Raw genomic sequence first — 20244 nt, 5'->3', positions numbered from 1 at the left:
TTAATAAAATAACATTTCCATGTTAAAGAAAATAATAGACAGGCCAGTATTGGCCACAGTTATCTCTATTGTACTGGTTATACTGGGGATTATAGGTCTTACCCGATTATCGGTAACAAGATTCCCAGATATTTCACCGCCAACAGTTATGGTAAGCGGTTCGTATCCGGGAGGAAATAGTGAAACCGTGATTCGTTCGGTAGTAACGCCATTAGAGGAGCAGATTAACGGAGTTGAAAACATGCAGTACATTAAATCTACTGCTAGTAATGACGGATCTTTTTCGATCAGTGTCATTTTCAAACAAGGAGTAGATCCAGATCAAGCTGCGGTAAACGTTCAGAACAGAGTACAGCAAGCAACGCCAAAACTGCCTCAGGAAGTTATCCGAATGGGATTAACGACTTCTAAGCAGCAAAATAGTATGATTGTTATTTTCAACTTGTATACAGATGATAATAGCAAATACGATGAGTTGTTCTTGCAGAATTATGCGAATATCAATTTAGTGCCACAAATGAAACGTGTTCCTGGAGTAGGACAGGTTCAGATTTTTGGGGTAAAGGATTATTCGATGAGAATCTGGCTGGATCCGCGTAAAATGGCCAATGCAGGTTTGGTTCCGTCAGATGTTACTCAGGCCATTGCAGAACAGAGTTTAGAATCGGCTCCGGGAAAATTGGGAGAAGAATCTTCAGCAGCTTTAGAATATGTAATTCGTTACAAAGGAAAAAAGAACAAACCAGAACAGTATGAAAATATTGTCGTTAAGAACGTTGGAAGTAATGTCTTAAGATTGAAAGATGTAGCGAGAGTAGAATTTGGTTCTCTTTCGTATAGCGGGGACAACAAATCGAATAGTAAAAATGCCGTTACAATGGCCATTTTACAGACTTCGGGTTCTAACGCAAATGACATTGAAATCGGAATCAATAAGGAAGTAGAACGATTATCTAAATCTTTTCCTCCAGGTATTAAATACGTTAACGTAATGAGTACCAAAGAAAGATTGGATGAAGCTACAGGACAGGTAAAATCAACTTTATTAGAAGCTTTTATTCTGGTATTTATTGTAGTGTTTATTTTCCTTCAGGATTTTCGCTCGACGATTATTCCAGCTATCGCGGTTCCGGTTGCTATTGTGGGAACGTTTTTCTTCCTGCTCGTTTTCGGATTTACCATTAACATCCTAACGCTTTTTGCTTTAGTTCTCGCGATCGGAATCGTAGTCGATGATGCGATTGTCGTTGTCGAAGCGGTACATAGTAAAATGGAAGAAGACGAAGGAATTTCAGCCAAAGAAGCAACACACAGCGCAATGGCAGAAATCACGGGAGCGGTAATTTCGATTACTTTGGTGATGTCGGCTGTATTTATTCCGATCGGATTTATGACGGGGTCTTCAGGGATTTTCTATAAACAATTTGCTTATACATTGGCAATTGCAATTATTATCTCTGCTGTAAATGCCTTGACGTTAACGCCTGCATTATGTGCGCTTTTGCTAAAAAATCACGGACATAAGGATGGAGATAACGAACACAAAACGAGTTTTAAAGACCGTTTTTTCGTTGGATTCAATACAAGTTTCAACAATTTAACGGGAAGATATATCAAAGGTGTTCGTTTCTTAATTGGCAGAAAATGGTTTGCAGCAGGGTTAGTTGTGGGAATTACAGCCATTGCGGTTTATACCATGATGTCTACGCCAAAAAGTTTCGTGCCTCTTGAAGATGACGGTTTTATGGTGTACAGTTTATCAATGCCGCCAGGTACAGCACTTGATCGTACTACAGCTGTAATTCAGAAATTGGAAAAAGAATTGGCTCCGCTTGAAGCAATTGATGTCAATACGAGTATTACAGGATTTAATATTTTGAGTAACAGTTCCAGTCCAGCTTATGGATTAGGTTTTATAAAACTGAAACCAAAGAAAGATAGAGGAGCGGTTAAGGATATTGAAGAAATCATGAATATCGTAAGCGGAAAACTGGCTAAAATAAAAGAAGGTCAGATCATGGTTTTTAGAATGCCTCCCGTAGAAGGATTCGGTGTAACAAGTGGTGCTGAAATCGTGTTGCAGGACAGAATGGCGAGAAGTCCAGAAACTTTAAAAGCCATGTCTGATAAAGTAATCGCACAGATTATGAAACAGCCTGGAGTGCAATATGCGTACACGACTTTTAGAGCCGATTATCCGCAATTGGAATTGGAAGTTGACGAAGATAAAGCGCGCCAAATGGGTGTAAATATCAAAGAGCTTTTAGGAAATATTCAAACCTATTTTGCAGGAGACCAATCAGCTGACTTTTCGAGATTTGGTAAATTTTACCGTGTGAACGTAAAAGCTGATGGTATTTTTAGAATGGATGAAGATGCGTTTAATGAAATTTTCGTAAGAAATGCTGATATGCAAATGGTTCCTGTAAAATCTATAGTGAAGTTCCATAAAGTGTACGGACCAGAATCTGTAAACCGTTATAATCTTTATAATTCGGTAAACATTACAGCCATGGCATTGCCCGGCTATAGTAACGGACAAATTATGGAAAATCTGGAACAAGTTTTAGATAAACTGCCATCTGATTATACGTACGAATGGACAGGTTTAAGTCTTGAAGAAAAAGCAGGAGGTAGTCAGACTGTTGCCATTTTTGGATTATGTCTTCTGTTTGTATTTTTCTTATTGGCAGCGCAGTACGAAAGTTATTTATTGCCACTTGCCGTATTGCTTTCTATCCCAACAGGAATTTTAGGGGCTTTCGCCGGAATTAAAGTGGTTGGTTTAGATAACAATATCTATGTTCAGGTTGGATTAATCATGCTTGTTGGACTTCTGGCTAAAAACGCGATTTTGATTGTGGAGTTTGCATTGCAGAGACGTCTCGCTGGATTAACCATAATCGATGCAGCAATTGAAGGGGCAAAATCTAGGTTACGACCAATTATCATGACTTCGTTGGCATTTATTGTAGGTATGATTCCGCTAATGTTTGCTTCTGGAGGAACGGCGGTTGGAAACCGATCTATCAGTGTGAGTGCCGCAGTCGGAATGTTTAGCGGTGTTGTGCTAGGAGTTTTTGTGATTCCGTTGCTTTTCATTGTATTCCAGTATTTACAGGAAAAAGTATCAAGAAAGAAGATCGCAACTCAAGTTCAAACGATAAAAGAATAAGAATGAAAACACTATATAAAATCGGAATGCTTTTACTTACCGCAACGGTCATGACGTCGTGTGTGGTAGGAAAAAAATATTCACGTACAGATTTAAATGCTCCAGAAAAGTTCCGCGAAGAAATCGCGGTAACTGGAGACACGGTTTTGCTTCCGTGGAAAAATTATTATAAAGATCCTTTACTGGTTGCTTTAATTGAAAAAGCTTTAGTAAAAAACAATGAAGTTATCATTGCTATGAAAAGCATGGAACAGCTCGACCTCAGTTATAAACAAGCCAAATTATCGTTATTACCCACACTAGATTTCGATGCTGGAGCGAGCCGTTCTTATCCGTCTAAAAATTCCCTAAACGGATCTTTGAGCCAGCAGTTTATTGGTAAAGATTATATGGACGATTATAGCGCGAATCTTCGTCTTTCTTGGGAAGTAGATATTTGGGGAAAAGCAGCTATGCAGAAAAGAGATGCCAAAGCCGCTTATTTTGCTCAAAAAGAGAATCTTTCGGCATTAAAAACCCGAATTATTGTTCAGGTAGCGCAGTCGTACTACAATCTGTTAGGTTTAGATGAGCAGCTGAAAATTGCAGAGAAAAACATCGAATTGAGTACGAACACTTTAAGCATGATGCAATTACAATATAAATCAGGTTCAATCAGTTCTTTGGCAGTAAACCAGACAGAAGCTCAGAAAAAAACAGCTGAATTATTAGTGCCTTTAGCGAAAGCGAATATTGCAGTTCAAGAAAATGCTTTGCAGATTTTGTGCGGAGAATATCCAGATAAGATTGAAAGAGCAGGAAATATTGATGCTGCCGAAGTTTCGGTAATTTTTCCAACAGGAATTCCAGCTTCGCTTTTAAGCAGAAGACCAGACGTAAAAGCTAGCGAATATGCTGTGATGTCTGCTAATGCTAAAACAGGATTGGCAAAAGCAACTATGTATCCGACTTTAAGTTTAAATCCGTCAATTGGAGTGAATTCGTTTGAATTTGAAAACTGGTTCGATTTTCCAGGTTCAATCACCAAAACCATTGCTGCCAATTTAGCGCAGCCGATTTTTAGAAAAAAAGCGTTGCGAACTGCTTATGAAGTAGCGGTTTTAGAACAGGAAAAAGCGGTTGTACAATTTAAACAGTCTTTTATAACGGCGGTTGGAGAAGTAAATGATGCCATGTCTAGATTGAAATATTCAGACGAACGTATGATTTTAGCAAAAGAAAAAGCAGAGTCATTGGACAAAGCAACTTCAGATGCTTCTTTGCTTTACAAAAGCGGAATGGCTAATTACCTTGAAGTAATCGCAGCTCAGAACAGTTCGCTCCAAAACGAATTGGATCTGGTAACAATAAAACTCGAAAAGCTGAATGCAGCAATTAACCTGTACCGTGCTTTAGGCGGCGGAGTAGAGTAACACTTAATTTTTGATGGTTCACCATTTCTGTAAGCAATTATGGAGGTGGTGAATTTCTTTTTGAATTGAATTTACTGATTTATGGACAAAATTACTTTTACCCGATCAGAACTTTATACTTTGGTTTGGAAATTTCCGATTCCACAGATTGCAAAACATTATGAGATTTCCAGTATGGGAATCAAAAATGCCTGTGAAAAGATGAAAATTCCGCTACCAAAAAGCAGACATTGGGTTGGGCCAGAATATAAGAGAAAAAAAATTCCAGAGCTTTCGTTAGATTTTGATGGGAATAATGAGATTGCCATTTTGAAAAAAACGTACGAAATGCAACTTAGAGTTCCTTCAAAATCTACTCCTTTATTAGATTTGACTCTAACTATTAAAAATGATCTCAACGCACCTTTGATCGTTAAGGAAAAACTAGAAAATGCGCATGCAATTATTAATTCAACAAAGGAATATTGGGAAAGTAAAATTTTGAATAATGATATTTTACCTGATAAGTTGGAGATTTTGGACGTGAGCGTTTCTGAGAGAAACTTGAATCGCGCCTTACTGTTTATGAATGCTTTTATCAAACTGGTTCAATACCGCGGACACGAATTTAGAAAAGGTCTAGACGGATTGGATACTGTGGTTTTTAAAAACGGATGTGAAATTAAAGTTGATTTAAGAGAAGCGCAAAAAAGACTAACCAAAAATAGTATGAGAGAAACTTGGGGATATGTTTTTACAGGCGATTTTATTTTTAGAATTTGGAGAGGATCAAATAAAAAAGAATGGCGTGATGGCAAGGTTGTTTTAGAAAATAATTTGGCATTAATTATGGCTAAATTAGAATTAATGGCTGCGGAAAATTAGATTTATTATATGTTCGTAGTAAATGTTTAAAATTTAGAGATATCTCTTTTTGTATTAATTTCATCAGTAAGTGAACGAATTTCTGAAGTACTTTTTTCGCCCAATACATTTGCCAATTCCCAATAATCAATTTTTCCAATTAAGTGATAATAAATAAGCGTTTCCCTTACTTTTTGAAAATCATCTGAATTAATTAATTCAAAATCATATCTTTTTGATGTGCCGGATTCAAAATAGATAATTACAAAGTTATTGGTCCCATTTGAAAGCGCTGGTCTCAAATTTCCGCTTGAAATATGAGCTAATCTACCAACATAATCATCATTGAAGATTTGAATTTTTCGTATTCTTTCAATTGGATAAATCTCATTGCCCACAGTTATTGATTCCTTTTCAAATGATAAGTAACCTTCAAATTTTCCACGAAGTGGTTCAGTTTTATTTAAGTTATAGAATTTTAAAATTACACCAAACATAAATGTGCCAACGGTAAGCCAAATAAAAATTTCATCAATAAAGTTAGGCTCTAGGTTAAGAACTTCTTGTTTAAAAAGCATAACTCCACAACAAAAAAATAGTATTGAATATGTAATAATTTCTGGACTCCAATAAAATTTATTTGACTTTGTGTAGATTGAAAATTTTGGCATGCTTTCTTTTGTTCGTTGATATATTAAGCTATATATGTCGATGACTTTATATCGATAGAGCGGATTTGCAATCCGTGCCCGCAACATTGAGGCATAACACTAAATATGTATTTTTTGTATTTACGGAAAACAGATAATCTTTACAGGAACTGATTACAAATCCGCGCTATTGGGTTTATTCTTCAACAAAGAAATCTTCGTCAAGATGTTTTATCTCATAAACTGATTTTATTTGAACTCCAACAGTATATTCATACATCAAATCTGCAAGTTTATTGCCATCTATCAGTATTATTTTATGATGAGCATTTTTTGCTTTTTCTTCAGCACCTTTGTCAAATTGAGAGGTTGTTACAAAAACACCTTTATTTGTATCACCACTCATAGCGCCAATAAAATTTCGAATATCCTTTTCTCTAACTTTATTTTCTGCAAATCTTTTTGCTTGAATGTAAATTTTATCTAATCCAAGTTTATCTTCATTAATTATTCCATCGATTCCACCATCTGCAGATTTTGATGTCTCAATAAAATCCCCATATCCCATTTTTTTCAGAAGTATTAAAATTACTTTCTCAAAATAATATGGATCCATAGTTTTTAACTTATCAAGTAGATCGTTTTTTACTTCATTTTCAATTTGACTAAATCCTTCATTAATTAAATCTTCAGGAGTTTCTGTTTTTATTTCATCAACACTTGAAGTTTCAACTTTCTCTTTATAAGGATTTAAAGAATATATGTCTGATTTTATTTGATTTAAGCTTATTTCAGTTGAAGCTTTATTACCTTTTTCAGTTAATTGTACGTAACCTCTTTTGGGATGTGCTAAATACCCAGCTTGCTTTAAATACGAAATTCCCCAATTTAGTCTATTATGAATAAGTATGTCTCCTGATTTGATTCTCTGAGTCAAAAGTTCCTTTGGAATTTCGTCATAATATTTTTTAATTACTTTTTCACGAAGTTTAGCGCGTGATATATTATCTTCTATTCTTAAAGTTTCTAAAATTGGTTTAAAGGTTTCGTAAAATTTTGGTATTTCTTTGGTCATTTAATTTTGAGTAATTTAGATTAACATTGCACATAACTCGTTTATTCTCGCCACTCAGTAGCGACAACACATGCTGAAACAGGCTAATTGTCGTTATTTTATAATTTGCAAGTAAATATAAGAAGTTTTACTACAGATCAAAATCCATTTACTCTCCAAAACAAAAAAAGCCATCCCTTTCAGGACAGCTTTTTCAAAAAAATAGTTGTGTGTTTCGGGATTAACCCCAGTTTAGCATTTAAATTAATTAATTTTAACCAAATGAGCTTCAATAGCAGCTCTTTGAGGTTCGTATTGAGCAGGAAGTTTTAAGTTCTGACCTAATTCTTCTAAGCTTTCGTCTACAGTAAATCCAGGATTATCAGTTGCAATTTCGAATAAAACCCCTCCTGGCTCTCTAAAATATAGAGAATGGAAATACTGTCTGTCAATTTGTGGTGTAATAGACAATCCGTAATCTTCGATTTTCTCTCTGAATTTCATCAAAATTTCGTCGTTTGGAACACGGAATGCTACGTGATGAACAGTTCCGTTTGCGTTTAAGCCACGTTTTTCTTCTGGCAATTCTACCAAGTCAACAATTGCGGCATTTTCTACAGCATCTGTAGCATAACGGTAACGGTTTACTTCCTGATCGATTAATTTGTAACCAAATATGTCTGTTAAGATTGCAGCAGTTGCTTTGATATTGTTTAAAGTCAAAGTAATGTTATGAAACCCTTTTGTAGCCACATCAGCTTTTACTTCGTCAGTTTCCCAAGCTTTTCTGTTATCGTCTGTTTTAGATTCGATTAACTCTAATTTTAGTCCGTCTGGATCTAAGAAAGCCAAATATTTTTCTCCAAACTTTTCAGATGGTTTATTGTAAATTACATTGTATTTTTCAAAACGTTTCTGCCAGAAATCCAAACTTCCTTTTGAAACAGAATAACCAATTTCTGTTGCCATTCCAGAACCTTTTCTTCCTTGTTGGATTCCTTCTCCCCAAGGGAAAAAAGTTAGAATTGTTCCAGCGCTTCCCACTTCGTCACCGAAGTAAAAATGGTATGTTCCAGGATCGTCAAAGTTTACTGTTTTTTTGATAAATCTTAATCCTAAAACTTTTGAATAAAAGTCAAAATTGCGTTTAGCGTCACCTGCGATTGCAGTAATATGGTGTAAGCCTAATATTTTATTTTCCATGGTATTTGTTATATTAAATTGTTATTGATTTTTCTTTTACAAATTTACGTCCGTTATGCTTCTGCATCGATTAACCTAGATTAAGAAATGAAAAACGGCACGTTTTAGAAATTTTCAAAGAATAACCAAATCCTATTTTATTTTATTAAATGCATTATTATTAGGGTTTTAAGAAAAAGTCAATTAGATATTACACGATATATCGGGATTTTGAGAATGGATAATGTATTTATAGAGAATCCGAAGTGCAGAATATAGCCTATAATTTTATAAATATGGATTTTCGAAGTTTTGGCTCGATATTTTTTGTTTTGTGTCCCTTTCCTGTAGTGTCTTCTACCAATAAAATTGAACCAGTTGGGAATGTTCTTTTTTCTCCCAACGAAGTTTCGATTTCTACGCCTCCTTCCAGTAAAACAATATACTGGCGGTCTGGCGCATTATGAAAATCGTAGTCGTAAGAAGGATTTACTTCTCTAAAAACAATAGATTTGACAGGTTCATCATCAGATAAAAATCCGATATCGCCATTGTTCTTTAACGGAACTTGAAAGTCTTCAAAATGGCTTTCTCCGTTTTCATCGCTGTAAACACGAGTTACGGTAATCATTGTTTTTTATTGAAAATCAATGCATTGGCGCAATCAACTTCATCCTGACTGATTGTATGTCCCATATTTGGGTAGATTTTTTTAGTAACATCGGCACCCATTTTTGTCATAAGTGTTTCAGTATCATTTACTCTTTCTACAGGAACATGAAAATCTGGATCGCTTGTTCCAATAAAAACTGGAGTATTTTCAAAGTTTCCAGAATAATGATTTTCATAAACTTGATCACCAATTAATCCGCCCGTAAAAGCTACAATTCCGCCATATTTTGCTGCGTTTCGGGTTGTAAATTCTAAAGCAAGACAAGCTCCTTGAGAAAAGCCTAAGAAATAAATATTTTCTTTTTCAATTCCATTTTGCTGAATAGCCACCACAATCTGATGAATTGCTTCTAAAGATTTTGAAAATGAAGGTTCATTTTCGTTTATTGGAGCCAAAAACGAATACGGATACCAAGTTCTGTTTTCTGCCTGTGGTGCAACCAGAGCAAAATCTTCTACTTTAAGATGTTTGGTGATAGAAAGAATATCATGCGCACTAGCACCGCGGCCGTGAATCATAACAAGGGCTTTTTTGGCTTCATTTAAAGGCACACCGTCTGTTAATATATCTGTATTCATACTTTTTTAATCTTTAATTTTTAGTCTAGAGACTAGAGACTTTCATCTCCAGTCTTTAATCTTTAATCTTTCGTCTTTCTTCTTTTTACTTCTTCCAAATATCTGCATATTCATCTGGATGTCTTTTGAATTGCGCATGAACATAAGGACAAAGCGGCAAAACCTTCAAATTATTGGCGCGAACGTACGATACCATTTCTTCTAAAAGTTTCTTTGCATACCCTTTTCCTTCAGCTTCTGGTTCAACTCCTGTGTGGTAAACCGTCAATAAATCCGGTTTAATGCTTACTGTCATTTCGCCTAGTTTTTTACCATCAACATATAGATTAAAGGCACCGTGTTTTTTTTCGTCTAATTCTAATTTTATTGTTTCCATATTATTGGGTTGTATTTTTATTTTATACTTATAGAGCTATTTCTTTTTTAGGAAAAAGAGAGAAAACCATTCTTTAAAGATACTATATTATTAGTAAACTGCAATTCAAAAATGCGTGTTTACTGGCTGTCTCGGTGGTATAAATAGCAAATAATCATAGCAATTCCTGGCAGAATTAAAGTTCCTAATCCGAAAAACTTTCCTGCAATAGCGCCAAGAAAACATCCGACAAGAAATCCGATTATAGTAACTAACTGCTTTTTAAAACTTAATAAAACTTCGGCATCTTTAAATCCGTTTTTTAGTAGATTTCCCAAATCAAGAGAAGCCTGAGTTACATTTCCCGTCATCATAGTGGTTGGCCCGTGCGTTTCTTTAGCGTAAAGCTTTCCAAAAGCATTTTGAAGTCCCATTGCAAAAACGGTTGTCATCGCAACAGTATACATCGTCCATTCTTCGAAGTTTTGCAGATAACCAAAAGTGTAAGAAGCGATTCCGCTTAAAAGTAGTATTATGCCTTCCCAAAATAAAATAGTGTAGCGATTGGTGGCTTTTAAAGCAATTCTTCCTCCCGTAATTACCGCAATAATAAAAATAGGGAAAGTAAACAGTTTTATCCACGCATGAAGATCTGAGCCTTTGATAATCTGGTAAGCAAATACGATAAAGTTACCTGTAACATGTGCCGAAAATATCGAATCGGCGGCGACAAAAGTTACGGTATCGCAGTACCCTGCTATGATTGTCAAAAGCAGGGTTACGTACCAGATATTGTTTTGTTTTATTTCCATAATTTCTTTTTAGTTTAAATGAGCGCGAAGCATCCACGCCATTTTTTCATGATTTTCTACAAGACCTGTAATAAAATCGCTTGTTCCCGCATCTTGCAGATCGTTAGCAATAAGATTGATGTTTTCTCGCAGATAAATAATGATGCTTTCGTGATCTAAAAGTAATTCTTTAATAAAACCATTACTGTCATTTTTCTCTTGTAATTCTTCGGTAAGATGTGTTAAAGCTAAGAAATCTTTTAAAGTGGCCGGAGTATAATGACCTAAAGAACGTATTCTTTCTGCTACAGTATCCACAATTTCGTCAATTGCATCATATTGCTGTTCAAAGAAAATATGCTTGTTGTAGAAATCTGGGCCTTCAACATTCCAATGTGCTCTTTTTGTTTTGGTATAAAGGATAAATTCGTCTGCAAGAACTTTAGTTAAAATCTCTACGATTTTTGAGATGTTCTCCTGTTTGATTCCGATGTTTGCTTTCATTTTAAATTGGGTTTTATTAAGTTTTGAGTTATGAGTTGTGGAGGAATCTAAATCATTAAACACATAGAAACATAGTTTTTCTCTTTGTTTTGAAAAGGATATGAAAGAAACAAGTTTCTCACACATAGTTCTTTGCGAGAACTTTGTCAAAGTTTAAAACTTTGACAAAGTTGACAAAGCTATGTGTATTAATGCAAGTGAAACGCCTTTTACTCGCTCCAAAAAGCTATGTTTCTATGTGTTAAAAATATTTTGTGTTTAAATTAATTGTTTAATAATGTTACTAAATAATAATCAAGCGAATACATTCCTGCGCCAAGGGCAAGAAGCAGTAATAAGGATAAAGTGTACATGTAAGGTACATCACGCACTTCAAGCGAATCATTTCTATGAACCACAAAATAGCCAATTGCCGTTACGCCAATTGTAGGTAAGACAGCGAGCCTTGTTCCAAGCCCCAGAATAATAAAAAACGGAATTATAGTGTCTGAAAATGTTGCCACCAGACCGTTTAGTTTTTCTGGCAAATGCAACGGATTCGGGACATGTTCTTTTTGTCCGTTTTCGACTCTGAATTTCTTCATTCCGTGTACTCTGAATAATTCAACCGCCAGCAGAACTCTAAAAGCTAAAAGCGCTGCATTATTGAATGAGGTTCCTAAATCGGAATAAAGGATTTGTTTTATAATATCGATCATTTTTTAAGATTTAAAAAGCAAAACAAGAACAGCCCAAAGCGCCCCAGAACGCATTATAATTATTAACTGGAACATTGCTTAATCGAGCAGCGTCGTGATTGTGTAAATGAACGTCGCAACTTCCGCTACAGTTATGAATTTGTGAAGTCAGTTTAGGTTTTGCATCTGCTTTTGCATTTTTTTCGATAGCACTTTGCAAACCGCTTCTCACAGGATATCCGTTGTAAATATTTGTTGGCGACCAATCTGGCAGAATCGGAATATGAGGTGGGGAGAAAGAAGAAAAATCTCCGTTTGCATACACAATTTTTCCGTCTACAATAGTCAAATCGGCTTCGATTTTTTTGATGTCTTCGTCGTCAATTGTAAAATAATCTCGGTCTAAAACCACTAAATCGGCAAACATGCCTACTTTGATATCCCCTTTTTTAGTTTGTTCCTGCGAAAACCAAGCACTTCCTCTGGTATATAATTCCAAAGCAGTTTGTCTGTTTAATCTCGTTTCATTGTACAATTGCAATCCTCCGACAGTTTTACCAACGGTCATCCAATACATTGAAACCCACGGATTGTAGCTGCTTACACGTGTAGCGTCTGAACCGGCGCCGACAGGAACTTCCATTTCAATCATTTTTTTGATTGGCGGTGTGTTTTCAGCAGCTTTCGCACCGTATCTATCTGTAAAATATTCACCTTGATAAGCCATTCTGCTTTGTACAGCGATTCCGCCTCCTAAAGCTTTTACACGTTCAATGTTTCTCTCATCAATCGTTTCTGCGTGGTCAAATATCCAAGGAAGTCCGTTGAACGGAATATCTTGGTTGATTTTTTCAAAGACATTTAGAAATCTTGTAATGCTTTCGTTGTAAGTGGCATGCAATCTAAAAGGCCAACGATTTTCTACCAGAAGGCGAACTACTTTTTCTAGATCTGCTTCCATGTTTTCTGGAAGATCTGGTCTTGGCTGCAGAAAATCTTCAAAATCGGCAGCAGAAAAAACCAACATTTCGCCGGCACCATTGTGACGATACATATCGTTTCCTTGATATAATTTTACGCTATCAATCCAATCTGAAAAATCTTCAAACTCGTGTTTTGGCTTTTGTGTGAAAAGATTGTACGCAATTCTTACCGTTAATTGATTTTTCTCGTTCAATTCGTTAACCACTTTATAATCGTCTGGAAAATTCTGAAATCCACCACCAGCGTCAATAACACTTGTGATTCCAAAACGGTTCAATTCTTTCATAAAATGACGCGTTGAATTGATTTGATGCTCATAAGAAAGAGTTGGACCTTTAGCCAAAGTCGAATATAAAATCATCGCATTTGGTGTTGCAATAATAAGTCCCGTCGGTTCTCCGTTTGAATCTCGCTCGATATGTCCGCCCGGAGGTGCAGGAGTATTTTTGTTATATCCTACTGCTCTCAATGCGGCTCTGTTCATAATCGCTCTGTCGTACAAATGCAGAATAAAAACTGGAGTATCGGGTGCAATCGCATTGATTTCTTCTAAAGTTGGCATTCTGCGTTCAGCAAACTGAAATTCTGACCAACCACCAACAACACGAACCCATTGCGGATTTGGAGTGCGATCTACTTGTTCTTTCAGCATTCGAAGGGCATCGGCTAGAGATGGAACTCCGTCCCAGCGCAATTCTAAATTATAATTTAATCCACCGCGAATAAGGTGAATGTGTGAATCGTTTATTCCGGGAAAGGCTCTTTTATTCTGAAGATCGATTATTTTGGTTTCTTCAGAAGCAAAACTCATAATGTCGTTGTCCTTTCCAACCGCAATAAATTTTCCGTCTTTAATGGCTACTGCTGTAACGTTTGGAGTTTCTGTATTAAAACTATGAATTTTTCCGTTGAATAAAATTAAATCTGCTTTCATAATTTTGATTATTTAGCGTTCAACTTTGCAATGGCGCTTTTAATTCCTTCTCCTGCAACCGTATAAAAAGCAGGGCCAGCCAATAAGATTATTTTGTTTAAAGGTTTGTATTCTGCTAATTTTTTATCTTTCAAATAGGTCTGAGTTCTATACGCTTCAAAAGAACCTAAAACTACATTTTCGGCTACTAAAGCAGTTGGAGAATCAATTCCTGCATCTTTAATATCGCTTGCAAAAGAATAATTAGAAACTCCTAAACGTAAAGCTTCGCGCATGGCAGTGCTTCCAACGCTAATCATTAAATCGGGAGTAAATTTATTGCGATCTCCCAATCCGATTAATAATAATTGTTTGGAGGCTAAAGTTCCTTTTGGAGGCGTTATCAATAAAGTTTCTAGAGAATGTCCTGTAAATTTACCGCTTTTTCTTAATTCAGTAATAATGCCTTTTAATGCGTCGTCTAGATGAACCATTCCGTTTAAGTTGGCAGGAAGAGCAGGAGGGTTAAAAATATCACCTTCTGAGTATTCAAAAACGCAGGCAACTTGTAAATCAGCTTCTGCTGCAGATGGCCCCTGAACCAATCCGTTTACTGCAATTCCGTCTACTTTCCCCCAAGTTACCGTAGAACCGATTGAAGCAGTTTGTGCAAATGCATTGTTACTAAATGAGCCTGCAAATGTTATAATTAGAAGCATCAGATAAGAATATCTAAAGCTGTATTTTGAAGTTGTTGTTTTCATTGTTTATATAGTTTAGGTTTATAATTTTAAACACATAGAAACATAGATTTTCTTTACTTTGAAAAAAGAGTAGAGAAAGAAACTAGTTTCTAACACATAGCCGTATGAACGTTTTTGCGAGAACTTTGTCAAAGTTTTAAACTTTGACAAAGTTGATCCAGCTATGTGTATTTATATAAAGTAAAACATCTTTTTGCGCATCAAAAAGCTATGTTTCTATGTATTAAAAATTAATTTATTATTAAAATTTGAATGTTAATCTGGCATTAAAGAAAACGCCGTCTTTAGAATTCGGAATCACGTCATTGATAAAAGCACCCGTTTTGAAGTACTGAATACCGCTGACAACCGAAATATATTTGTTTATGCCGTATGTAAAATTGGCGAGATAAGCCGTTCCTATATATTTTTCGTCAGAATCGCTTCCGCGAAGGTTTAAAATACCACTTGGTCTATAAACTCCATCTTGTGTTGAATATTTCCAGTTTAAAACCACATCGACCTGCATCTTTAAATTCGAAAGTAAATCCAACGTGGCATACGGATGAATATCAATAAGGTTTACTGGGCCAACTTGCGGACTAAAACCAAAATAACCTCCTTTTGGATACAGCGGATTAAATGTCTGGAGATTTCCATTCCCTTGATTTTTATCTCCTGAGATATAATCGTTTCGAAGGTTTATGGTCGGTTTGAATTTTACATTTTCAAACATATATCCAATATCAATAGAACCTGTCCAAGCGTTTATATTTCCCGATCCGAATGTTCCAAACTGATAGGCAGCTTCGAGATTGTAAATAAAACCACCGCCGTATTTCCATAATCTAGAACCTACTGTATGGCGTCTTTCGGGAGCAATTCCTTCTTCAAAAACAGAAGCATCTCTTCTGAACCCGAGATAATACAGATCGAGATTTCCTGCTTTCGGAAATATTATTTTAGAATAAGCTCCCCAAAGGTTAAGCTGTTTAGACATTTTATTATCAAAAACGCCTGTATGAACAGTGTCTGCCATCATTGCAAAAGCATCAATAGATAGTCTTGACGACGTATACATTAATTTTCCTCCTGTGAAATAGAGTCTTGCATTTGGACCTTCTCGAACCGAAATCAATCTTCCCGAACCATAATCTAATTCTTGCCTTCCGACACGAATCGTTACTTTTTTGTCTTTTTGTTGCCAGAGATTCACATCCAAAAATAAATTTTGAACATTCAGCTGATCTTCGTCTATTCCGCGTGCTCCATTAGTTCGGCCATCTTCTAAGGCACTTCGTAATTGGGCAAATATTCTAAAGGTTTTTCCTAAATGAGTATCAGCATGAAGATCGTAGCGCTGGAGCAGGAAATTATTATGTCCTATATTAAATCTTCCCCAGTCTTCATTGTTGAAATCAACATATTCATAGCGAGCTTCTCCTCCAATTGACATATAAATGTCTTTCTTCTGATTTAATGGAATGAATTTTAATCCTTCGTAAAAATTTCGATTTGAATCTTTTAAGAATTCATAATTTTCATCATAGCGCAAGAGTTTAAAATTTTGAGCTGATAATATGTTTCCCATTAAAAGAAAAGAAACAATAACAAGCAAAAGGAATTTTGGCGATATGGATTTTGATGATTCCAAGATAATGAAGCGTAAGAGATTGATATTAAATTTCGGTTTTCTGATTAGTGTTTTAGCATTTTATGTGCGTACTGAATGCCTAAACCGTAAGAACCGCCATATTTTTTCATTAAAGAAGTTACAGGACCATAAGTGGCTTCGCGTGCCCAGTCTCTTTGAAGTTCTAATAAATATTGGATAGAAGTTATTGGAATTGCACCAGCTTGTACCATTCTCTGCACAGCACGTTCGTGAGCTTCTTTGCTTACGTCACCGCAAGCGTCTGTTATGATATAAACTTCGTAACCTTCTTCAATAGCAGACAAAGCTGGTCCAACAATACAGACTCCTGTCCATAGTCCGGCAAGAACTATTTTCTTTTTGTTTTTTGCTACAATAGCTTTATAAGCGTTTTCATCTTCCCAAGTATTCATAGTCGTTCTGTCAATATATCCAGAAGTTGCAATTGGATAAAATTCTTCAACTTCTGGAAAAACAGGACCTGAGAAACTTTCTTCTGCAACTGTAGTTACCACTGTTGCAACATTAAAAATTTTTGATGCTCCAGAAACGATTGCCACATTAGTGCGTAATTCGCTTACTGGAATATTGTGAGTTGCGAAGGCCATTTGCCCTTCAAAATCGATTAATACTAAAGCGTGATTGTCTGGTGTCAATAAGTTAGATGATGGTTTCATGATTTTTTTTTTAGATTTATAATTAGTTAAAAGATTATTTTAGGTTCCGAGAGAACTAGCGATATATCGTTATTCTTGCGATATGCTGTTATTTTTATATTAATGTGTAGACAGCTTTTTAATCATTTCGGCAGAAACAGAATCTGCATAAATTCCAAAGGCACTGGTTAAAACACCTTTTACATTATAGATGTCAGAGATTATACCGTATACAATGTCTTCATCGCCAGGATCGGTATCGCCTTCAAAACGGAATAAATATTCAATTTTGAATTCTTCCGGTGACATTCTAAGCGGGTTGGTACTGCAACGAATACAATCTGAATCGAGATTAAAGTTTTCTGTAAAACCTTGTCCATTCAGCCATTGCAAAGCTTCTGTGACAGTTTCAAAATAGGGTTGTTGTAGTGAACTCATAGTCTGGAGAGGTTTAAACTGTCTGCAAAGAATTTTTGCAGACAGCTATGTTTTAAGCGTTATTTTATGAAAGCTAGAATATCATTATTGATTGTTTCTGCTTCTGTAGTTGGCATACCATGAGGAAATCCTGGGTAAGAAATCAATTTTCCGTTTTTAAGTAAAGCAGCCGATTTTGGTGCTTGGTGATAAGGAACGATCTGGTCATCTTCTCCATGTAGCACAAGAACTGGAATATCTAAACTTTTAAGATCTTCTCTAAAATCTGTTTCAGAAAAAGCTTTAATTCCTTCATAATGAGACAACACTGAACCCATCATTCCTTGACGCCACCAATTTTGCTTAATTCCTTCTTGAACTGTTTGACCTTCACGATTCCATCCGTAGAAAGGAATAGGGAAATCATAAAAATATTGTGATCTAGTAAAAGCTGTTCCTTTTCTAATTTCGTCAAAAACAGACAAAGGCACACCTTCTGGATTTGATTCGCTTTGAACCATAATCGGCGGAACAGCACTAATGATTACTGCTTTTGAAATACGTCCTTTTCCGTATTTTGCTGCATAACGAATTACTTCACCGCCTCCTGTTGAGTGACCAACGTGAATAGCATCTTTTAAATCAAGAGCCTCAACTAATTGTGCGATGTCAGATGCATAAGTTTCCATGTTATTTCCGATAGAAGTTTGGCTTGAACGACCATGTCCGCGGCGATCGTGCGCTATAACTCTGTATCCTTTTTGAAGAAAAAACATCATCTGTGCATCCCAATCATCGCTTGATAAAGGCCATCCGTGATGAAAAACAATTGGCTGTCCTGTTCCCCAATCTTTGTAATAAATTTCTGTTCCGTCTTTTACTGTAAATGTGCTCATGGTTTTTGATTTTAAGATTAATATTTGTTTGTATTTTTAATTTAAATTGATTTATAGGTTTAAATTTTAAACTTATAAATGGTTTTATATTTTGTTTTGTTATGATTACACTGCAAATGTATTGCAGACTGAAATGTATAGCGGTTAATCTAGATTAAGAAGTGATTTTTTTGTGTCTAGAATGCGCTGAGACTTGTGTACAGAAGGATTTTTTCTAATTGTCATGTTTAGTATTTTTATATTGTTAAGGATGTCAGATTTTAGCCAATTAACGTGCCTTATTTGCAATGCCTTTATTTTAAAGGGTTTATCGAAAAGAGGCAGTTTTTTATTGGCGATATTTCGTTAATTTATGAGCAGGTCGCTTTTTTACAGATAGGATTGAATACGATTTATCGAATAAAAAATGATAAATGCTTTAAAATAAATACAAAATAGTATGTACTTTTGCCAGCAACTATTTGAACAAGCAATTGAAAAGGGTAATCATCATAGCACTTTCTATTTTAATTCTGTCGCCATCTTTTGGCAGCTTGTTCGTTTATGCTTCTTTTAAAATCAATCAAAAAGAAATTGCTAAAACCATTTGCGTTCAACGTAAACAAGCTTTTAATAGCTGTAACGGTCGTTGCGAACTTCAAAAAAGCATTAAAAAATACTCTGATAACGAACGAAAAATGCAGGATAGTCTAAAAGATAAATTAGAGCTTGTGTATATTCAAAATAGTGCTGAAATCAATTTCAGAGTAATTCCTGTTATCGAATCAAAAGAGAATTCTTCTATTTTATTTGAAAAGAAACCAATCGGGGCTTCTAATCTTACTTTTCATCCTCCGCTCTATACAGTGTAAGGATTAAAATTCGGTTACTTAATAAATTTCAATTTTATCCCGAAGTTTCGGGACCAAATTCCAATTCTGAAATTTGAAATTTCAAAATGTTTTGTTGGAGCATTTTATTTGTGCTAACATTTTGATTTTGAGTTAAAATTACTCAATTTATTTTTCTAAAACTGATTCTGATCTTCTTTTGTAATTGAAAAAGAAAACTTTTACATTTTCATTTACATTGCCATTCTTTTGACGCATTCACACTTTTTTTGATATTAAAAAAAATATATCAAAAGGCTATTTTTTAATTTTTTTTTATAACATCATCGAATGAAATCTTTTAATTTTTGGATAATCGCGCTATTATTTGCGGTTAGTTCCTGTACAATTGATAAAACAGATTACGAAGCTGAAACTGGTTCTGAGGTTCCTGAGAATTACGTATTTAAAGAAGCGACTTCGTTTATCAGCGGAAGCTACAAGATTACTATAGATGCCTTAAACGGAACATTTTATAAAGGATATAATGAACTTCACTTAAAAATTGTCAACACTCAAAACAATCAGGAAGTGAATTCCTCAACAGTAACTTTTCTCCCAATTTTGAGTAATGCTGACGGAAGTAAAAGTTCATGTCCGCATGAGTATAATATGACATATAATACTGCAAATAAATATTATGGTGGATATTCTGTTTTTACTGGCGAAAGCTCAACTACGGCAAGCTGGAAATTGTACATCAGTTTTACGGCTGATAACCAAAAGTTTGAGATTACTAAAGATGTTTCTGTAGCACAACAAACCAATAAGAATCTTAATATGACGGCTTTTGCAGGAAGCGATGGAGAACAATACATAATTGCCTTGATTTCGCCTCAAAAACCAACAGTTTCAGAAAATTCGCTTGTGGCTGGGGTTTATAAATACAATAAACCAACAACTCCAGCGGGAACTTTTCCAGATCCAACTCAGTTTTCGTATTCAGAAGTTATGGGCTATACTTTAAAGCTTGATCCTAGAATGCCTGAGCCATCAATGGGAAATCATTCTTCGCCAAATAATAAAGATTTGGTTCAAGAAAATGATGGTTTGTATCATGGTGTGGTTAATTACACGATGACAGGAAACTGGACATTGAATTTAATTATGATGAATCAAAACGGATTAATCGTAAAAGGAACCGTAGTTCCAACTGATCATACGCCAGGAGTAGAAGGCGTGAAAAGCGAACTATATATTGATACTTTATTCTAACAA

20 protein-coding genes are annotated in these 20244 nt (G+C 35.3%); 5 read left to right on the top strand and 15 right to left on the bottom strand.

All coding sequences use genetic code 11. The features are described from left to right. Positions 1–19: 19 nt before the first annotated feature. The 3 genes from DMB71_RS20735 (at position 20) to DMB71_RS20725 (ending at position 5451) form a co-directional block, all read left to right on the top strand. On the top strand, positions 20–3175 hold the full coding sequence (locus DMB71_RS20735; RefSeq protein WP_111369507.1) for an efflux RND transporter permease subunit: 3156 nt from the start codon (positions 20–22) through the stop codon (positions 3173–3175). Between the two features lie 2 nt (positions 3176–3177). Beyond that, complete coding sequence (locus DMB71_RS20730) at positions 3178–4587, top strand: efflux transporter outer membrane subunit (RefSeq protein ID WP_111369506.1); 1410 nt, start codon at positions 3178–3180, stop codon at positions 4585–4587. Between the two features lie 81 nt (positions 4588–4668). After that, complete coding sequence (locus DMB71_RS20725; RefSeq protein WP_111369505.1) at positions 4669–5451, top strand: hypothetical protein; 783 nt, start codon at positions 4669–4671, stop codon at positions 5449–5451. Positions 5452–5477: 26 nt separating this feature from the next. Here DMB71_RS20725 and DMB71_RS20720 read toward each other — a convergent pair whose 3' ends face one another. The 15 genes from DMB71_RS20720 to DMB71_RS20650 form a co-directional block, all read right to left on the bottom strand. Beyond that, a complete protein-coding gene (locus DMB71_RS20720) occupies positions 5478–6101 on the bottom strand; it encodes a hypothetical protein (RefSeq protein WP_162614857.1) in 624 nt (207 codons plus the stop codon). A 175-nt stretch (positions 6102–6276) separates the two neighbouring features. Next, complete coding sequence (locus DMB71_RS20715) at positions 6277–7155, bottom strand: restriction endonuclease (protein ID WP_111369503.1); 879 nt, start codon at positions 7153–7155, stop codon at positions 6277–6279. A 243-nt stretch (positions 7156–7398) separates the two neighbouring features. Then, positions 7399–8337: a ring-cleaving dioxygenase gene (locus DMB71_RS20710; protein WP_111369502.1), complete on the bottom strand. Its 939-nt coding sequence runs from the start codon at positions 8335–8337 to the stop codon at positions 7399–7401. A 259-nt stretch (positions 8338–8596) separates the two neighbouring features. Further along, positions 8597–8947 (bottom strand): cupin domain-containing protein, encoded by a 351-nt coding sequence (locus DMB71_RS20705; RefSeq protein ID WP_111369501.1) that lies wholly within the window; start codon positions 8945–8947, stop codon positions 8597–8599. Further along, positions 8944–9567, bottom strand: coding sequence for an alpha/beta hydrolase (locus DMB71_RS20700; protein ID WP_111369500.1), 624 nt, complete (start codon positions 9565–9567; stop codon positions 8944–8946). Before DMB71_RS20700 ends, DMB71_RS20705 begins: the two co-directional genes overlap by 4 nt. A gap of 85 nt (positions 9568–9652) precedes the next feature. Beyond that, a complete protein-coding gene (locus tag DMB71_RS20695; protein WP_111369498.1) occupies positions 9653–9943 on the bottom strand; it encodes a GNAT family N-acetyltransferase in 291 nt (96 codons plus the stop codon). 119 nt (positions 9944–10062) lie between these two features. Next, positions 10063–10734 carry a YoaK family protein gene (locus tag DMB71_RS20690; RefSeq protein ID WP_111369496.1) on the bottom strand — a complete coding sequence of 224 codons (672 nt, stop codon included), beginning with the start codon at positions 10732–10734 and terminating at the stop codon, positions 10063–10065. A 9-nt stretch (positions 10735–10743) separates the two neighbouring features. After that, positions 10744–11217, bottom strand: a complete 474-nt coding sequence (locus DMB71_RS20685) for a Dps family protein (RefSeq protein WP_111369494.1) — start codon at positions 11215–11217, stop codon at positions 10744–10746. A 263-nt stretch (positions 11218–11480) separates the two neighbouring features. Beyond that, positions 11481–11915, bottom strand: a complete 435-nt coding sequence (locus DMB71_RS20680; protein WP_111369492.1) for a DoxX family protein — start codon at positions 11913–11915, stop codon at positions 11481–11483. A 10-nt stretch (positions 11916–11925) separates the two neighbouring features. Further along, positions 11926–13812: an amidohydrolase gene (locus DMB71_RS20675; protein ID WP_111369490.1), complete on the bottom strand. Its 1887-nt coding sequence runs from the start codon at positions 13810–13812 to the stop codon at positions 11926–11928. An 8-nt stretch (positions 13813–13820) separates the two neighbouring features. Continuing rightward, entirely contained in the window at positions 13821–14555 is a 735-nt protein-coding gene (locus DMB71_RS20670) for a M17 family peptidase N-terminal domain-containing protein (RefSeq protein WP_111369488.1), read from the bottom strand. A gap of 241 nt (positions 14556–14796) precedes the next feature. Next, entirely contained in the window at positions 14797–16125 is a 1329-nt protein-coding gene (locus DMB71_RS20665; protein WP_111369486.1) for an alginate export family protein, read from the bottom strand. Positions 16126–16232: 107 nt separating this feature from the next. Further along, the gene (locus DMB71_RS20660; RefSeq protein ID WP_111369484.1) at positions 16233–16865 is read right to left on the bottom strand and encodes a hydrolase; all 633 of its coding nucleotides are present in this window, start codon (positions 16863–16865) and stop codon (positions 16233–16235) included. 99 nt (positions 16866–16964) lie between these two features. After that, positions 16965–17282, bottom strand: a complete 318-nt coding sequence (locus DMB71_RS20655; RefSeq protein ID WP_111369482.1) for a phosphoribosylpyrophosphate synthetase — start codon at positions 17280–17282, stop codon at positions 16965–16967. Positions 17283–17341: 59 nt separating this feature from the next. Next, positions 17342–18157, bottom strand: a complete 816-nt coding sequence (locus tag DMB71_RS20650) for an alpha/beta fold hydrolase (RefSeq protein WP_111369480.1) — start codon at positions 18155–18157, stop codon at positions 17342–17344. A gap of 473 nt (positions 18158–18630) precedes the next feature. Here DMB71_RS20650 and DMB71_RS20645 point away from each other — a divergent pair, with 473 nt between their 5' ends. Together DMB71_RS20645 and DMB71_RS20640 are read left to right on the top strand one after the other, a co-directional pair. Then, on the top strand, positions 18631–19008 hold the full coding sequence (locus DMB71_RS20645) for a hypothetical protein (protein WP_239453012.1): 378 nt from the start codon (positions 18631–18633) through the stop codon (positions 19006–19008). Positions 19009–19317: 309 nt separating this feature from the next. Next, positions 19318–20241: a hypothetical protein gene (locus DMB71_RS20640; protein WP_111369476.1), complete on the top strand. Its 924-nt coding sequence runs from the start codon at positions 19318–19320 to the stop codon at positions 20239–20241. The last annotated feature ends 3 nt before the right edge of the window (positions 20242–20244 follow it).

The organism is Flavobacterium tistrianum, assembly GCF_003254545.1.
In the GTDB taxonomy this organism is placed as follows: Bacteria; Bacteroidota; Bacteroidia; order Flavobacteriales; family Flavobacteriaceae; genus Flavobacterium; species Flavobacterium tistrianum.
The sequence above is the reverse complement of the archived record's forward strand: the minus strand, read 5'-3'. Positions and strand labels throughout refer to the sequence as shown.

Excerpts from the sequence above, each read along its gene's own strand:
- DMB71_RS20640 (WP_111369476.1), top strand. The coding sequence starts at position 19,318 with ATGAAATCTTTTAATTTTTGGATAATCGCGCTATTATTTGCGGTTAGT.
- DMB71_RS20650 (WP_111369480.1), bottom strand. The coding sequence starts at position 18,157 with ATGAGCACATTTACAGTAAAAGACGGAACAGAAATTTATTACAAAGAT.
- DMB71_RS20655 (WP_111369482.1), bottom strand. The coding sequence starts at position 17,282 with ATGAGTTCACTACAACAACCCTATTTTGAAACTGTCACAGAAGCTTTG.
- DMB71_RS20730 (WP_111369506.1), top strand. The coding sequence starts at position 3,178 with ATGAAAACACTATATAAAATCGGAATGCTTTTACTTACCGCAACGGTC.
- DMB71_RS20690 (WP_111369496.1), bottom strand. The coding sequence starts at position 10,734 with ATGGAAATAAAACAAAACAATATCTGGTACGTAACCCTGCTTTTGACA.
- DMB71_RS20710 (WP_111369502.1), bottom strand. The coding sequence starts at position 8,337 with ATGGAAAATAAAATATTAGGCTTACACCATATTACTGCAATCGCAGGT.
- DMB71_RS20675 (WP_111369490.1), bottom strand. The coding sequence starts at position 13,812 with ATGAAAGCAGATTTAATTTTATTCAACGGAAAAATTCATAGTTTTAAT.
- DMB71_RS20735 (WP_111369507.1), top strand. The coding sequence starts at position 20 with ATGTTAAAGAAAATAATAGACAGGCCAGTATTGGCCACAGTTATCTCT.
- DMB71_RS20695 (WP_111369498.1), bottom strand. The coding sequence starts at position 9,943 with ATGGAAACAATAAAATTAGAATTAGACGAAAAAAAACACGGTGCCTTT.
- DMB71_RS20725 (WP_111369505.1), top strand. The coding sequence starts at position 4,669 with ATGGACAAAATTACTTTTACCCGATCAGAACTTTATACTTTGGTTTGG.
- DMB71_RS20720 (WP_162614857.1), bottom strand. The coding sequence starts at position 6,101 with ATGCCAAAATTTTCAATCTACACAAAGTCAAATAAATTTTATTGGAGT.
- DMB71_RS20715 (WP_111369503.1), bottom strand. The coding sequence starts at position 7,155 with ATGACCAAAGAAATACCAAAATTTTACGAAACCTTTAAACCAATTTTA.
- DMB71_RS20700 (WP_111369500.1), bottom strand. The coding sequence starts at position 9,567 with ATGAATACAGATATATTAACAGACGGTGTGCCTTTAAATGAAGCCAAA.
- DMB71_RS20685 (WP_111369494.1), bottom strand. The coding sequence starts at position 11,217 with ATGAAAGCAAACATCGGAATCAAACAGGAGAACATCTCAAAAATCGTA.
- DMB71_RS20680 (WP_111369492.1), bottom strand. The coding sequence starts at position 11,915 with ATGATCGATATTATAAAACAAATCCTTTATTCCGATTTAGGAACCTCA.
- DMB71_RS20705 (WP_111369501.1), bottom strand. The coding sequence starts at position 8,947 with ATGATTACCGTAACTCGTGTTTACAGCGATGAAAACGGAGAAAGCCAT.
- DMB71_RS20670 (WP_111369488.1), bottom strand. The coding sequence starts at position 14,555 with ATGAAAACAACAACTTCAAAATACAGCTTTAGATATTCTTATCTGATG.
- DMB71_RS20665 (WP_111369486.1), bottom strand. The coding sequence starts at position 16,125 with ATGGGAAACATATTATCAGCTCAAAATTTTAAACTCTTGCGCTATGAT.
- DMB71_RS20660 (WP_111369484.1), bottom strand. The coding sequence starts at position 16,865 with ATGAAACCATCATCTAACTTATTGACACCAGACAATCACGCTTTAGTA.